Genomic DNA, 13,168 nt, shown 5'->3' with positions numbered 1-13,168 from the left:
GGCGGGCTTGGCCGAGGACCGCATCCGTATCGACAAATGGCTCTGGCAGGCGCGGTTCTTCAAAACCCGCAGCCTTGCCGCCGGGGTGGTGACGGCCGGACATCTACGTGTGAACGGCGACAAGACCGCCAAGCCCGGTCGCGCCGTGGGGCCCGGCGATGTGCTGACCTTCCGGCAGGCGAGCGCGATCCGCGTGGTCCGTATCCTGGCCTGCGGCACCCGACGGGGGCCAGCGCCCGAGGCGCGTTTGCTCTACGAAGATATCACGCCGGGTGACACTGTGCCCCCGGATGCTGTCGCGCGGGAATGATCGTCCTTTCCCGGCCGGACTGTTCACGCCTTTGGTCTTTCCGCCGCCCTCTATCTTGAATGATCCCCGCCTTGGGGCTAGGTAGCGGCAGGACCCAAAGCCCGGACGCCGCCCATGACCTATGTCGTCACTGACAACTGCATCGCCTGTAAATACACCGACTGCGTCGAGGTTTGCCCGGTCGACTGCTTCTATGAAGGCGAGAACATGCTGGTCATCCACCCGGATGAATGCATCGACTGCGGCGTCTGCGAACCCGAATGCCCCGCTGATGCGATCCGCCCGGATACCGAGCCCGATCTGGAGAAATGGGTGGAGTTCAACCGGCAATATTCCGAAAAATGGCCGGTGATCACCCAACGCAAAGACCCGCTGCCGGAGGCGGAGGAACGCGACGGTGAAACCGGCAAACTGGAGAAGTATTTCTCCGAATCGCCGGGCGAGGGCGACTGATTCGCGAAATCTGACCGAATCACTTTCGGTCAGCGTGAAAAAACCGGGTTTTCGCAACGCGCAAGCGCGTTATGAGCCTAATGCATGACGCATTTGATCATAGCGCCTTGGGGCGACCCTTTCAGATATGCGCATTTTCTGCTATATTACTGTTACAACTGGATGAGGATATCTGGACCATTGCCGCTGCGACCACCTCGCAGCGTTGGGGGAAACAGGCGAAAAATCGAACTTTGACCGGAGCCTTCCAAGACCCCGGCTGTGTTTTTTCGCTGCGATGACAGATACCGTGTGAGGAAAGGCTCATATGACCAAGTCGAAGAAAACCGATTTCCGCCCGAATGACTTCGTCGTCTATCCCGCCCATGGCGTTGGAAAGATCATGGCGGTCGAGGAGCAGGAAATCGCCGGGCTGAAGCTCGAGCTTTTCGTCATCTCGTTTGAGAAGGACAAGATGACCCTGCGTGTGCCCACGCACAAGGCGACCGAGATCGGCATGCGTCAGCTGTCATCTCCTGACCTCGTGACCAAGGCGCTTGAAACGCTGAAGGGCAAGGCCAAGGTAAAGCGCGCGATGTGGTCGCGCCGGGCGCAGGAATATGAGCAAAAGATCAATTCCGGCGACCTGATGGCGATTGCCGAGGTTGTGCGCGACCTGCACCGCACCGACGACCAGCGCGAGCAGTCCTATTCCGAGCGTCAGCTCTACGAAGCCGCGCTTGAGCGTCTGACCCGTGAAGTCGCCGCCGTGTCGGGCGTCGATGAAGCCGGTGCGCAGAAGAAGGTGGACGACGTCCTCCTGTCGCGCGCAGCCTGATATTTTGAAGCGTTAAAGTACGGACCGCAGAGGCTGGCCTCTGCGGTCTTTGCTTTTGCCATAGGGGATTACGCGGGCGGGCGTAACACAATGGGAGGTCGCCATGCCGGTGATATCGCGCACGGCAAAAGACATGATCGGTAACATGGCGCCGGTCCTTCGGGACGGCGAATACGTGTTTATATCGACGCCGGATGATGAGCTCGGCCAGTCGCTCGCCCCGAACGCGGTCGCGACCTACCGGGAAGATGAGGGCATGTCGCTGATCCTGCCCGAGTCAATCGCCCAAGGCGCCGGTTTCGATGCGGCCAATCCGATGCGCTGTATCACGCTGAAGGTTTATTCGGCGTTGGACGATGTTGGCCTGACGGCAGCGGTTGCGGGCGCGCTGGCAGGGCAGGGCATCCCCTGCAACATGGTCGCGGCCTATCACCACGATCACGTCTTCGTTCCGTCGGACAGGGCCGATGAGGCCATGCAGATACTGATCGCGCTTCAGAATGAGGTCGCGGGCGGCGGATGAGCTCAGCCGCGCTGGTTCTTCAGCCGGTGAAAGAGATGCGTGAAGGTCGCAACGCCCAGAACCGGGATCACCAGATTGACAAGCGGGATCGACAGGGGGGCCGCCATCAGCATGCCCGCGATCCAGACCTGACCGGCATGGCGCTTGCGCAGATCGCGCGCGCCCTGCCGTCCCAGCCGCCGCATCGCGACCATCTGGAAATATTCACGCCCCAGAAGATAGCCATTCACCGCCCAGAACATCAAAGGCGCGAAGGGGCCGACAAAGGCGTAAAGCAGAAGGGCGAGCAGGTTCACCGCGACCAGAACGCCAAAGAAATTCACGCTGTCGATCAATGTGTCCATGATGGGCAGGCGCGGCGTGCGGGGCAGGGTCGGATGGTAGCGGTCCTCCACCGCCTGCGCGACATCGTCGAGGAAAAGCCCACTGAAGGCCGAAGCCACCGGCACCATGAGGAAGACCGACAGTCCCAGCATCAGGAAGAATGAACCCCAGCCAATCAGGCTGTCGACCCACGCGACTTCGCCGAGCCAGGGCAGGGTCAGCGTATCGGGTGTGATCCAGTCCAGCGCCTGAACGAAGAGCACATAGACCCCGAAGAGCAAGGCCAGCGACAGAAGTACGCCCAGACCGACGACCTTGAGAAAGCGCCTGTCGCCAAGCTGACCCAACGCCTTGAGAAAATCGCCGAAGATCATTCGTTTACCCAGGTGGTGATGGCCGCGATATCAGGGCGCGGACGATCCGGCGGCGTATTGGTTTCGGTGCCTATATGAATCAGGCCCGCCACCCATTCGCCTTCGGCAAGCCCCAGCCCCTCGCGGCAGAATTCTCCGTCATGCATATGCCAGCCGGTCAGCCACGAAGCCCCCCATCCGGAGGCGAGCGCGGCATTCACCAGCGTCAGGCAGACCGCCCCCGCCGACAGGATTTGCTCGATTTCGGGAACTTTCTCGGTGGTGCGGGGGACATGCACGACTGCAATGGCCAGATCGGCATCGGCCAGTTGCATCACGCCCTTGATCACCCGGTCAGGGTCCAGCCCCATCGCTGCCCCGCGTGTTTCTGCGAGCATGGCAAGCCGCGTCAGCGCGGCTTTCTCCAACACGATGAAACGCCATGGCTCCAGCTTGCCGTGATCGGGCACCCGCGCCGCCGCCGTTAGGATCGGTTCGAGTTCCTCGCGCGTCGGAACGGGTGCGCGCAGGATCTTGGCGGGCCGCGACCGGCGGGTCAGGAAGAACTCCATCGCGGCGGGATTGGGGACGGGCATTGAGGCCTCCGTTCATTATGGGCGGCACACTTGGCCAGAGTGGCGGCGGGGTCAAGCGGCTTCGGTCACAACTGGTGCGCCGCGCGCGGAGCGGTTAACAGATGGTATGAGCGATCTCAGCCATCTGTCACGGCCCGGTGCCGAGATTACCGTGCGCGTCACTCCGAAGGCGTCGCGCAATGCCATTGTGGCCGAGGATGGCACGATCCGTATCTATGTTACCGTGGTGCCGGAAGGCGGCAAGGCCAACATCGCTGTCGTAAAGCTTCTGGCCAAGGCGCTGGGTGTTCCCAAATCCCGCCTGACCCTGATCCGGGGTGAAACCGCCCGCGACAAGGTGTTCAGGATCGCGGAATAGGCCCGGAAGGGCGGGAATCCCCTAAGAAGACGAATTTGCGATTTCGTGCTACTCTGCCATCGGTTTTTTGAAAAAATTGATGGATGGTTCCAATGACATTGATCCGTTTCCCGCTTGTATTCTGTGCAGCCCTCGCGCTTACGGCCTGTCGCCCCGACGCTTCCATGGTCAGCGCGAATTTCCAGTTCTCGAACGCCGCCGGGCTCGGCACCCAGAATGCCGGTCTCTATGAGCCGGGCTCCACCTTCCTGTGGAACACTGCTACCAACCGGCTGGAATTCCTTGATACGCTGGCGCTGACGCCGACCACGCCGGGTGGCGTTTCGGCGGGTGATGTCTCCTCGACCAACGTGGCCGAGATGGGCATCTCCGGCCTGCCGGAATCGCTCTTTGGCAAGGAGGGGCTGATCAAGGCCTCGATCGGCGCCAAGTCGCAATTCGTGGCCAAGGGGGCGCTGCGCGAAGACTACAACAACACCATCACCGCGCTTGCCAACTATGTGCAGGAACAGGTGACGGCGGGCAACAATCCAGACCTGATCCTGCACCCGCGCGAGGATGAATTCCGGATCGTCGTCGTGCGGTCCGTGATCCGGGCGAACGAGTCCTCGCTTTTCGTTGGCGGCACCGACAGTTCCGATCCGAACAAGGTCGTGGATGTCTCGCTGAATATTCCGGGCGGCGAGGCGATCGCGCTGCGCGTCCGGGTCGGTACCCGCACCGCCTGCGGCCGAAGTGAGGGGTCGGATGGCAAGTCTCCGGCCTGTTTCTTCAATGTTCAGGTGCTGGACCCAGAATATGAAGAGGGCAATCCGCGCATGCAGTTTCTGGTTGGCAGTGCCTATCCGGCGAACAACCTGCCCGGGGCGTTCCGGTCGCTGCGGTAATCGCAATCAACCGGGCAACTGGACAGGTTGACCGTGGGGCGTGGCAAGATAGGCCCGCTCCCACGCGGCCTTTGTGGCCGCGGCTTCGTCCACGGGTGCATGGCCCGAGCGGTCCAGCAATCCTTCAAGCGTCGTGAGCCATGCGGCGTAGTAATCGGCCCCGCCATCAAGCAGCCGGTCGGTGCCCATCGCCTTCAGCGTCGCGCCGAAAGCCTCGGCCCATCGGGCCCAGGTAAAATGTCCGGCCTCACTCATCGCGACGGTCAGCGCGAAAAGCTGCGCCTGCCAAGGCTCGTCGAAGCGGGACGGCGGCGTCATGCCGGGACCAGATAGCTTTGCCAGAGGTCGAGCGTGACCTCGTCGCCTTCGCCTTCGGCTTCGCCCCAGAGATCGGCGGCGGTGAAGGCGACGGTATAGAGCGGCTCGGGCCGTTCGCCGAGCCCATGGGCGTTGGCGTCGGGCAGGACATGCGCGCCGTGGCTGAGGATAACGGTGCCGGTCTGACCGGCGGCATAGGCGGGCAGTCTTGTATGGCCGCCGGGGATATCGGCATTGCGGGCGGGCAGGCGGGTGCGCACCCGGTCACCGGGCGCAAAGGCCGGTTCGGCGCCGGGCCTAGTATAGGGGCTGCCCCGTTTCAGCGCCGGACCAACAGCCTCCGCCCGGAAGAGTTTCGGGTGGGCCCCCGCAGGCTCGGCAGTGCCTGCGGCCAGCTCGTCCTTTGTGACCAGCCCTTTTTCCACCAGCAGATCGGCCAAGGCCGCCATCCACTTCTCATAATAGGAAAAGCGCGCGTAGTCCTTGGGGCTCAGGCTTTCGCGGGCATGGCGCGACGTGTCGATCGACCATGCGCCAAGGCCTCCTGCCGCAAGCGTCAGCGCCAGCGCCTTGCGGTGCCATTCGGGGCCGATGGGCACTATGCCCTGCGGTTCGGGGATAACGGCAGGATCGCCGTAGCGTCCGCCCATGTCATGGACCCGGGTCATTTCGACGCCCCCGCAAGACCGGTTCCGATCATCGAATCGCGGCTGACAAGATCAGACAGGGCCGCCTCGTCCAGCCCTTCGGACCCTTCCGGACGCATCGGCACAACCAGATAGCGGACCTCGGCGGTCGAATCCCACACCCGCACCTTCTGCCCGTCTGGCAGGCTCACGCCGAACTCTGCCAGCACCTTGCGCGGTTCGCGAACCGCCCGCGCCCGGTAGGCGTCGGATTTGTACCACGCGGGCGGGATGCCGAGCAGAGGCCACGGATAGCAGGAGCAGAGCGTGCAGACGACCATGTTGTGGGTGTCGGGCGTATTCTCCACCGCGACGACATGTTCCCCCTGTCGACCCGAGATGCCGAGCTCTGCAATCGCGGCGGTGGCATCGGCCAGAAGCCGGTCACGAAAGGCCGGATCGCTCCACGCCCGCGCCACGACTTTGGCACCCAGATGCGGGCCGACTTTCCGTTCGTAGGTGTCGAGGATTTCGTCCATCGCAGCCGGATCGACCAGCCCTTTGCGGACAAGGATTGTCTCCAGCGCCTTTACGCGGAGGGCTGGGTCGGAGGGCAGAAGCGAATGCGGGTGGTCTGGGTGATCGTGCGGCATGGGCGCATCATGCGGTGCGCCAAAGCCACTGTCCAGAATGCATCGCCCGAACGGGCGACGCATCTCTTTCTTTCCCGGTGAACGAGCTACCGGCTTTCGCTCGTCAGCCCCTTGAAGATTGCCCAGCACATCAACAGAAGCACAAGCGTGAACGGCAGACCGGTTGAGATGACCATGGCCTGAAGCGCGCCTAGCCCGCCGCCGATCAGCAACACGATGGCGACCGCACCCTCGAATGTGCACCAGAAGACCCGCTGCGGCAGCGGCGCGTCGACCTTGCCGCCCGCCGTGATCGTGTCGATGACAAGCGAGCCCGAGTCCGACGAAGTCACGAAGAAGACGATGACCAGCACGATCCCGATGAAGGAGGTGATGGATGCAAGGGGCAGCCCTTCCAGCATCGCGAAGAGCGAAAGTTCCGGCACATAGCTGTCGATGACATAGGTCTTCACCGCGCTTGCCGTCGGATCGGTCAGCACCTGGTCTATGGCCACGCCGCCGAAGACCGCCATCCAGAGGACACAGACGAGCGAGGGGATCAGGAGCACGCAGATGATGAACTCGCGCACTGTACGACCGCGCGACACGCGGGCGATGAACATGCCGACGAAGGGCGACCAGCTGATCCACCAGGCCCAGTAGAAGGCTGTCCAGCCCTGCATGTAGCCAGTATCCTCACGCCCGAACGGGTTCGACAGCGGCGCGATATCGGCCGCATAGGCGCCGAGGCCCGCGAGGAAGTCGCCGAAGATCGTCATTGTCGGTCCGGCCAGCAGCACGAAGACCAGCAACAGCGCCGCAATGCCCATGTTGATCTCGGACAAGACCTTCACGCCCCCATCGAGGCCGCGCAGGACCGAGATAAGGGCCACCGCCGTAATGACAGTGATCAGCACGACCTGGACGGAGACGTTGTTCGGGATGCCGAATATATGCTCAAGCCCCGCATTGGCCTGCTGCGCGCCGAAGCCGAGTGAAGTGGCAAGGCCGAATAGTGTCGCGAAGACAGCCAGGATGTCGATGACATGGCCGACCCATCCCCAGACCGCATCGCCGAAAATCGGGTAGAAGGCCGAGCGGATCGTAAGTGGCAGGCCCTTGTTGAACGTGAACAAGGCCAGCGCCAACGCCACGATGGCGTAGATCGCCCACGGGTGCAGACCCCAGTGGTAGATCGTGGCCGCCAGTCCCATCTTCTTGGCGGCTTCCACGTTCTCGGGAATGATCGATCCGTCTTCCGCGATCGGCGAAGGTACGCCGAGCGGCTCGGAAATTGCCATGTGATAGACGGGTTCCAGAACGCCAAAGAACATCAGACCGATCCCCATCCCGGCGGCAAACAGCATCGCGAACCAGCCGATATAGGTGTAGTCGGGCGTCGCTTCCTTTCCTCCCAGCCGGACCGCGCCCCATGGGCTGACGATGAGGAACAGACAGAAGAGAACGAAGATATTGGCCGCGCCGAGGAAGAACCAGTCGAAGGTGGAGGTTAGCCATGGCCGTAGCCAGCCGAAAACCGCGCTGGCCTGTTCGGGCAACGCCAGCGCGTAGAAGACGAAGGCGACGATCGAAAGGCCGGACACCATAAAGACCGGGTTGTGTACGTCAAAGCCAAAGGGACCAAGCTGGCCCTCCACGTTGTCCTGACCGATCGTGTAGTCGGTTTCGATAAGTCCGGCATCGCCTTCCGGCACCGGGATGCCCTGGTTGGTATCCTGTTCCGTCATGTCGGTCGCCTCCCTGTTCCTGTCCTGTTATTATCCACGCACGAGCATTACGGATGCGTTCGAATGCATCGCGAGCGTCCCCCCGTGCGAGGCCCAGATGTAATCCGTCACGTTCGGCAGATGCGTTGCCATGACCACGAGGTCAGCCCCGGTCTCTGCCAGGGCGCGGCTCAGAGCGTCGTCAAGCTCTGTCGTGGGGTCATGGCTGATCACCATGTGCGAGGTTGCTGTGTGACCGCGCTCTTTCGCCTCGCCCTCTGCAAACTTCTTGAGCTTTTCCGCGAACTCCTCAGGTCGGTGAGCCAGTTCGCTCGGTTCCGATCCTGTGACGCCGACGTAGCACACGCTCGCCGAGTAATGCCGTGCCAGATCGGCGGCAACGCTTAGGGCCTTCTGCATGCTTTCAGTATGGCGGAGATCCACCGGAACCATGATTTTTCTGAACATTCTGCCCTCCTTGCTGCCATGCCCTGTGGTGGAGCATTTGGCTTTGCGTCTGGCCTTGTGTCGCCATGATCGACGCGATTTGTCTAATTACGACATTTATGTCGTAATTAGAGCATAATTTTCCGTTTCAAAAAACCGGTGACACCAAATACTTTTGATCACTTGGTTTGGCGGCGGATGTCACGGTGCGATTTTCGGTGCGGCGAGCTACGCCAATGCAGGGGATGAATCGCTTGACGCCGCTCGGCGTAGGCCGTAAATGGCGCGGACGGAATTCGGGGCTCTGCCGTGCGGGGCCCTTATATGATATGTGGATGACGGGCCCGGAGGCTCGAGAAACAAGGAACGAAACCATGTCGCGCGTTTGCGAATTGACCGGTAAGGGCCCGATGTCGGGCAACAACGTGAGCCACGCGAACAACAAGTCGCGCCGCCGTTTCCTGCCGAACCTGAACGATGTCACCCTGATCTCGGACTCGCTCGGCCAGTCGTTCAAGCTGCGTATTTCGGCGGCTGCCCTGCGCTCGGTTGATCACCGCGGCGGTCTGGACGCTTTCCTCGCCAAGGCGAAGGACGAAGAGCTGTCGTCCAAAGCGCTGAAGATCAAGAAAGACATCGCAAAGGCGCAGGCCGCGGCCTGATTGCCCTTGATCGGTGATGGATTGGCCCCGCTTCGGCGGGGCTTTTCATTTTAGAGCCCCTGTCTGCCGTGGTCAGGAGCTTTGACCTTGCACTTCGCCGCCGCTCGGGGTTTCTCTGGCGCGAAGGAAGGCGCCCATGAATCCATTGCGCGGCATTGCCCTGAAACTCTGTTCGGTCGCCGTCTTCATGACGATGGCGAGCCTGATCAAGGCGGCCTCGCACGCCGTTCCGCCGGGCGAGGCGGTGTTCTTCCGCTCTGCTTTCGCCATTCCGGTGATCCTGATCTGGCTGATCGCGACGCGTGGGCTGAAATCCGGCCTCGCCACCCGCAATCCGCTGGGCCATTTCTGGCGCGGATTGATGGGTACGGTGGCCATGGGATTCGGCTTTGCCGGGCTCGGACTTCTGCCCCTGCCCGAAGTCACGGCGATCGGCTATGCCGCGCCCCTTCTGACGGTCGTTTTTGCTGCGATGTTTCTGGGTGAGAATGTCCGGATGTTTCGCATCTTCACTGTCGCGATCGGCATGGCGGGCGTTCTCATCATTCTTTCGCCGCGCCTGACAGCACTCTCTGCGGGCGAACTTGGTGCGACCGAGGCTCTTGGTGCGATCGTGGTTCTTGTGGGCGCGATCTTTGCCGCACTTGCGCAGGTCTTCGTCCGGCGTCTTGTGGCCGAGGAGAAGGTCAGCGCCATCGTCTTCTACTTCTCGGTCAACTCCGCGCTTCTGTCGCTGATCTCGCTGCCCTTCGGCTGGACCATGCCTGATCCGGCAAGTGCAGCCATGCTGATCGGGGCGGGGCTGTTTGGCGGGCTGGGGCAGGTCCTGCTGACCTCGTCCTATCGCCACGCCGATGCATCGGTGATCGCGCCCTTTGAATATGCCTCGATGTTGCTGGCGCTCGGGGTCGGTTATGTCGTCTTCGACGAAGTTCCGACGCGCATCGTTCTGGGTGGCGCGGCGCTTGTTGTCTTCGCCGGCATCCTGATCATCTGGCGCGAACGCCAGCTTGGTCTCGAACGCGACCGTCAGCGCCGGGCAATGACCCCGCAGGGTTAAGGTCCTCCGGTCCGGAAGGATTTTGGAACAAAATCCTTCCGTGAAAAGTTTTGGACAAAACTTTTCGGCGCGCGCTCAGACGTCCAGCCAGATCGTCACGGGTCCCTGATTGACGAGGCTCACATCCATGTCGGCGCCGAACTCGCCGTTCGCGACCGTGATCCCGAGCGCGCGCAGCCGGTCGGAGAAATAATTGTAAAGCCTTTCGCCCTCGTCCGGCGGTGCGGCCGTGGAGAAACCCGGCCTGTTGCCCCGTGACGTGTCGGCGGCAAGGGTGAACTGGCTGACCACGAGGGCTGCGCCGCCGGTATCGACAAGGGAACGGTTCATCTTGCCCGCCTCGTCCTTGAATATCCGCAGTTTCGCGATCTTCTGGGCAAGCTGGTCGGCCTGAGCATCCGTATCGCCCTGCATGGCGCAGACAAGGATCATCAGGCCCGCCCCGATCTCTCCGGTCACGCGCCCGGCGACGGTTACGCGCGCTTCGCTGACCCGTTGAACAAGTGCCCGCATCTCAGTCGATCTCCCCGGCCCAGGGCGGATTGGCCCCGGCGCGGGATACCGTGACCGCAGCAGCGGCGCAACCGAGCGTGAGGGCGGCCTCCATCGCATCGGGTGTCAAGTCCGCCAAGGCGGTTTTGGTCAGCAGGCCGTCACGGTGCAGCGCCGCAAGCAGGCCCGCATTGAACGTATCGCCCGCGCCGACCGTATCGGCGACTGTGACCTTGCGTGCGGGTACAGAGATTTCGTGTCGGGCGGTGAACCCATGTGCGCCTTCCGCCCCTTCGGTGACGAAAACCACCTTGGGGCCACGGGCGAGGAGCCGTTCCGCGACTTCGCCGATGTCGCCGGGGCCTTCCAGCCAGCGCAGATCCTCGTCCGACACTTTCACGATGTCCGACAGCGCCAGCATCCTCCCGATACGGGCGCGATAGGCGGGTTCATCTGTGATGAAGCCGGGACGGATGTTTGGGTCCAGCATCGTGACGCGTGACGCCGCTTCGCGCGTCATCAGGGCCTCATATGCGCTGCCGCAGGGGTCACCAACAAGGCTGATGCCGCCGAAGAACAGCGCGTTCACCGTATCGGGCAGGGCGGGCATATCGGCGGGGGTCAGCATCCGCCCGGCGGTGTTCTCGTCATAGAAAGCATAACTCGCCTGTCCGTTCACGAGCCGCACAAAGGCCAGCGTCGTCGGCCGGGCTGATCGGATGGCAAGCGTGCTGTCGACGTCCGACGCGGTCAGCGCATCGGTCAGAACCGTCCCGAAAAGGTCCGTCGACAGGCCCGAAAGGAACGCCGAGGGCGCGCCAAGCCGACCGAGCGCGATCGCGGTGTTGAACACAGCGCCGCCGGGATAGGGGGCAAAGGCATCCTCGCCCGTGCCGGTCTTCCGGGGCAACATGTCGATCAGCGCCTCGCCGCAACTCAGGATCATCCTGGCCCCCGGTCAATGTTAGCGTAAACAGACCCCTCCTTAACCGAGTCCGGCCAGCGTCGCAACGTCGGTGACGTCGGATGTTGACGCACGTCAAGGCGCGGAAACTCCAACAGGTGCAGACTTACTGAGTTCCAAGAAAGAGGAGCATGATCATGGTTGAGAAAACCCCTGCCACAAGCAATTTCTGGCCGAGCTTCTACGAGCCTTTCCGCCATTTCGGCGCGCGGCTTTCCGAATGGCTGGCCCCTGCCTCTGAAGCCTCGTCGGACGACAAGACCTACCGGATCGCCGTCGAACTGCCGGGTGTTGATGAAAAGGACATCGATATCACCGTCGATGACGGCATGGTCACGGTGAAGGGCGAAAAGAAGGAGAGCCGCGAGGAGAAGGGTGAGACCTGGTATTTCAGCGAACGCCAATATGGCAGTTTCAGCCGGTCGTTCCGCCTGCCCGCCGATGCCGATGCCGGAAAGATCAGCGCCGATCTGAAGGATGGTGTGCTGACGCTGACCGTCGCGCGCGCGGCGCCCGAGGTCGCGAAAGCCCGGAAGGTGCCGATAGGCAGGGCGTGATCCTTTGGCGGCGGGGATCAGCTTCCCGCGGGTAGCAGTTCCGCTGCCATCGCCTCGACGATAGGCCGCGCCTCGGCCAGCGTCATGCCGGGGCTGAGGCGTCGGTCATAAAGCATGCGCAGCATCAGTTCGTCCTGCCGCGTCAGCAGGGCGAACTCTTCATTGTCGTTGAAGATCGAGGGGCGCGCCCGGGGGTGGTCGGCGACAAGGCCGAGGCTCTGGGCCAGTTCCTCGTGAATACAGGAAAGGCGCAGCCGGTCGGGCAACTCACCACGGATCACCGTCAGCGCGCCAGAGTAGGATGCGCTCTGTCCCGGCGTGAAAGAAAAGACGGTGCAATAGGTATCGGGGCGCATGTGGGCCACGCTGTCAAGCGCGGCGTCGGACACTTCGGGTGCGAAGACGCGGATGCGGTCGACGACCCCCGCGCGCTCGCCTGCATTAACAATCATCACGACATGGTTCGGGCGCCAGGTGCTGACCCGTATCGGCAGGCCAGTGAGGCGCGACAGCCGCGAGGCATAGTCGCTGATCACCGCCTCGTCGGCGCGCCGCTGTTCGAGCGGGACGGAGGCGCCGAATTCCACGCCGATCCGCACCGGCTGCCGCCAGCGGTGCAGCCGGTTCTCGCTGGCTTCCGCAACCAGTTGTCCGCCGCGTTCTGTGAACTCGTCAAAGAACGCAATGCGCAAGAAGTTTTCGGCCAGTTCACGCGGTCCGAAAGGGGCATCCTCGGCCCCACCGTCAACCCGCAGAAGGTCTTGGGCCAGATAATTCGCCTCTACACGCGCGTAATAGGCCCGTTCGACCTGGCTTTGCGGCGATGGTGTGGTGATCCGCGGCTCGCCAGATGTGCCGCCGGCTACCGATTCCGGGCCAGGACCGGTCGTCGTGCAGGCCGACAGCCCGACCATCAGGATCGGGAGGTACAGAACAGACCAGGATACATGAAAGCGCATGGCGACTCAGGCGGTCCGGGCGGGCAGGGTTGAACGGGTGGTCAGACCGGCCTCCTTACGGGTCGAACACGGGTGGATATCCGATCGCCACTGCCCATTTTGC

At 62.6% G+C, this 13,168-nt stretch carries 19 protein-coding genes; 9 read left to right on the top strand and 10 right to left on the bottom strand.

Going from position 1 to position 13,168, the window contains the following annotated elements:
• The first annotated feature begins 7 nt into the window (after positions 1–7).
• From OEZ71_RS03295 to OEZ71_RS03280, 4 genes are all read left to right on the top strand, one after another.
• Complete coding sequence (locus OEZ71_RS03295; RefSeq protein ID WP_318527794.1) at positions 8–310, top strand: RNA-binding S4 domain-containing protein; 303 nt, start codon at positions 8–10, stop codon at positions 308–310.
• A 114-nt stretch (positions 311–424) separates the two neighbouring features.
• Entirely contained in the window at positions 425–763 is a 339-nt protein-coding gene (gene fdxA, locus OEZ71_RS03290) for a ferredoxin FdxA (RefSeq protein ID WP_263738492.1), read from the top strand.
• 307 nt (positions 764–1,070) lie between these two features.
• The gene (locus OEZ71_RS03285) at positions 1,071–1,580 is read left to right on the top strand and encodes a CarD family transcriptional regulator (protein WP_263738491.1); all 510 of its coding nucleotides are present in this window, start codon (positions 1,071–1,073) and stop codon (positions 1,578–1,580) included.
• 103 nt (positions 1,581–1,683) lie between these two features.
• A complete protein-coding gene (locus tag OEZ71_RS03280) occupies positions 1,684–2,103 on the top strand; it encodes an ACT domain-containing protein (protein ID WP_263738490.1) in 420 nt (139 codons plus the stop codon).
• 2 nt (positions 2,104–2,105) lie between these two features.
• On the opposite strand, the gene OEZ71_RS03275 is transcribed toward OEZ71_RS03280, so the two are convergent.
• Together OEZ71_RS03275 and OEZ71_RS03270 are read right to left on the bottom strand one after the other, a co-directional pair.
• Complete coding sequence (locus OEZ71_RS03275; protein ID WP_412175598.1) at positions 2,106–2,801, bottom strand: EI24 domain-containing protein; 696 nt, start codon at positions 2,799–2,801, stop codon at positions 2,106–2,108.
• Positions 2,798–3,376, bottom strand: a complete 579-nt coding sequence (locus OEZ71_RS03270; RefSeq protein ID WP_263738489.1) for a nitroreductase family protein — start codon at positions 3,374–3,376, stop codon at positions 2,798–2,800. Before OEZ71_RS03270 ends, OEZ71_RS03275 begins: the two co-directional genes overlap by 4 nt.
• A 106-nt stretch (positions 3,377–3,482) precedes the next feature.
• Here OEZ71_RS03270 and OEZ71_RS03265 point away from each other — a divergent pair, with 106 nt between their 5' ends.
• Positions 3,483–3,734: a DUF167 domain-containing protein gene (locus tag OEZ71_RS03265; RefSeq protein ID WP_263738488.1), complete on the top strand. Its 252-nt coding sequence runs from the start codon at positions 3,483–3,485 to the stop codon at positions 3,732–3,734.
• 92 nt (positions 3,735–3,826) lie between these two features.
• Positions 3,827–4,621 (top strand): hypothetical protein, encoded by a 795-nt coding sequence (locus OEZ71_RS03260; protein ID WP_263738487.1) that lies wholly within the window; start codon positions 3,827–3,829, stop codon positions 4,619–4,621.
• 6 nt (positions 4,622–4,627) lie between these two features.
• Here OEZ71_RS03260 and OEZ71_RS03255 read toward each other — a convergent pair whose 3' ends face one another.
• The 5 genes from OEZ71_RS03255 to OEZ71_RS03235 form a co-directional block, all read right to left on the bottom strand.
• A complete protein-coding gene (locus tag OEZ71_RS03255) occupies positions 4,628–4,939 on the bottom strand; it encodes a nitrile hydratase accessory protein (RefSeq protein WP_263738486.1) in 312 nt (103 codons plus the stop codon).
• On the bottom strand, positions 4,936–5,607 hold the full coding sequence (nthB, locus tag OEZ71_RS03250; protein ID WP_263738485.1) for a nitrile hydratase subunit beta: 672 nt from the start codon (positions 5,605–5,607) through the stop codon (positions 4,936–4,938). Before nthB ends, OEZ71_RS03255 begins: the two co-directional genes overlap by 4 nt.
• A complete protein-coding gene (nthA, locus tag OEZ71_RS03245) occupies positions 5,604–6,218 on the bottom strand; it encodes a nitrile hydratase subunit alpha (protein WP_263738484.1) in 615 nt (204 codons plus the stop codon). Before nthA ends, nthB begins: the two co-directional genes overlap by 4 nt.
• A gap of 86 nt (positions 6,219–6,304) precedes the next feature.
• Positions 6,305–7,945 (bottom strand): BCCT family transporter, encoded by a 1,641-nt coding sequence (locus OEZ71_RS03240; protein WP_263738483.1) that lies wholly within the window; start codon positions 7,943–7,945, stop codon positions 6,305–6,307.
• Between the two features lie 30 nt (positions 7,946–7,975).
• Positions 7,976–8,392 (bottom strand): universal stress protein, encoded by a 417-nt coding sequence (locus tag OEZ71_RS03235; RefSeq protein WP_263738482.1) that lies wholly within the window; start codon positions 8,390–8,392, stop codon positions 7,976–7,978.
• Between the two features lie 353 nt (positions 8,393–8,745).
• On the opposite strand from OEZ71_RS03235, the gene rpmB reads away from it, so the two are divergent.
• Positions 8,746–9,033 (top strand): 50S ribosomal protein L28, encoded by a 288-nt coding sequence (gene rpmB, locus OEZ71_RS03230; protein WP_263738481.1) that lies wholly within the window; start codon positions 8,746–8,748, stop codon positions 9,031–9,033.
• 136 nt (positions 9,034–9,169) lie between these two features.
• Entirely contained in the window at positions 9,170–10,093 is a 924-nt protein-coding gene (locus tag OEZ71_RS03225; RefSeq protein WP_263738480.1) for a DMT family transporter, read from the top strand.
• Positions 10,094–10,168: 75 nt separating this feature from the next.
• On the opposite strand, the gene dtd is transcribed toward OEZ71_RS03225, so the two are convergent.
• The gene (dtd, locus tag OEZ71_RS03220) at positions 10,169–10,606 is read right to left on the bottom strand and encodes a D-aminoacyl-tRNA deacylase (protein ID WP_263738479.1); all 438 of its coding nucleotides are present in this window, start codon (positions 10,604–10,606) and stop codon (positions 10,169–10,171) included.
• 1 nt (position 10,607) lies between these two features.
• Positions 10,608–11,531 carry a carbohydrate kinase family protein gene (locus tag OEZ71_RS03215; RefSeq protein ID WP_263738478.1) on the bottom strand — a complete coding sequence of 308 codons (924 nt, stop codon included), beginning with the start codon at positions 11,529–11,531 and terminating at the stop codon, positions 10,608–10,610.
• 155 nt (positions 11,532–11,686) lie between these two features.
• Here OEZ71_RS03215 and OEZ71_RS03210 point away from each other — a divergent pair, with 155 nt between their 5' ends.
• Positions 11,687–12,106, top strand: coding sequence for an Hsp20/alpha crystallin family protein (locus OEZ71_RS03210; protein WP_263738477.1), 420 nt, complete (start codon positions 11,687–11,689; stop codon positions 12,104–12,106).
• A 17-nt stretch (positions 12,107–12,123) separates the two neighbouring features.
• On the opposite strand, the gene OEZ71_RS03205 is transcribed toward OEZ71_RS03210, so the two are convergent.
• Positions 12,124–13,065 carry a DUF2927 domain-containing protein gene (locus OEZ71_RS03205; protein WP_263738476.1) on the bottom strand — a complete coding sequence of 314 codons (942 nt, stop codon included), beginning with the start codon at positions 13,063–13,065 and terminating at the stop codon, positions 12,124–12,126.
• Positions 13,066–13,168 lie beyond the last annotated feature (103 nt).

Origin of the sequence: Albidovulum litorale (genome assembly GCF_025751495.1) — a bacterium.
GTDB classification, from domain to species: domain Bacteria; phylum Pseudomonadota; class Alphaproteobacteria; order Rhodobacterales; family Rhodobacteraceae; genus Albidovulum; species Albidovulum litorale.
Note: the sequence above shows the minus strand (reverse complement) of the source record. Positions and strands in the feature narration are given on the sequence as shown.

Coding starts and splice junctions, on each gene's coding strand:
- fdxA (WP_263738492.1), top strand. CDS start 425: ATGACCTATGTCGTCACTGACAACTGCATCGCCTGTAAATACACCGAC.
- OEZ71_RS03285 (WP_263738491.1), top strand. CDS start 1,071: ATGACCAAGTCGAAGAAAACCGATTTCCGCCCGAATGACTTCGTCGTC.
- OEZ71_RS03280 (WP_263738490.1), top strand. CDS start 1,684: ATGCCGGTGATATCGCGCACGGCAAAAGACATGATCGGTAACATGGCG.
- OEZ71_RS03275 (WP_412175598.1), bottom strand. CDS start 2,801: ATGATCTTCGGCGATTTTCTCAAGGCGTTGGGTCAGCTTGGCGACAGG.
- OEZ71_RS03270 (WP_263738489.1), bottom strand. CDS start 3,376: ATGCCCGTCCCCAATCCCGCCGCGATGGAGTTCTTCCTGACCCGCCGG.
- OEZ71_RS03265 (WP_263738488.1), top strand. CDS start 3,483: ATGAGCGATCTCAGCCATCTGTCACGGCCCGGTGCCGAGATTACCGTG.
- OEZ71_RS03260 (WP_263738487.1), top strand. CDS start 3,827: ATGACATTGATCCGTTTCCCGCTTGTATTCTGTGCAGCCCTCGCGCTT.
- OEZ71_RS03255 (WP_263738486.1), bottom strand. CDS start 4,939: ATGACGCCGCCGTCCCGCTTCGACGAGCCTTGGCAGGCGCAGCTTTTC.
- nthB (WP_263738485.1), bottom strand. CDS start 5,607: ATGACCCGGGTCCATGACATGGGCGGACGCTACGGCGATCCTGCCGTT.
- nthA (WP_263738484.1), bottom strand. CDS start 6,218: ATGCCGCACGATCACCCAGACCACCCGCATTCGCTTCTGCCCTCCGAC.
- OEZ71_RS03240 (WP_263738483.1), bottom strand. CDS start 7,945: ATGACGGAACAGGATACCAACCAGGGCATCCCGGTGCCGGAAGGCGAT.
- OEZ71_RS03235 (WP_263738482.1), bottom strand. CDS start 8,392: ATGTTCAGAAAAATCATGGTTCCGGTGGATCTCCGCCATACTGAAAGC.
- rpmB (WP_263738481.1), top strand. CDS start 8,746: ATGTCGCGCGTTTGCGAATTGACCGGTAAGGGCCCGATGTCGGGCAAC.
- OEZ71_RS03225 (WP_263738480.1), top strand. CDS start 9,170: ATGAATCCATTGCGCGGCATTGCCCTGAAACTCTGTTCGGTCGCCGTC.
- dtd (WP_263738479.1), bottom strand. CDS start 10,606: ATGCGGGCACTTGTTCAACGGGTCAGCGAAGCGCGCGTAACCGTCGCC.
- OEZ71_RS03215 (WP_263738478.1), bottom strand. CDS start 11,531: ATGATCCTGAGTTGCGGCGAGGCGCTGATCGACATGTTGCCCCGGAAG.
- OEZ71_RS03210 (WP_263738477.1), top strand. CDS start 11,687: ATGGTTGAGAAAACCCCTGCCACAAGCAATTTCTGGCCGAGCTTCTAC.
- OEZ71_RS03205 (WP_263738476.1), bottom strand. CDS start 13,065: ATGCGCTTTCATGTATCCTGGTCTGTTCTGTACCTCCCGATCCTGATG.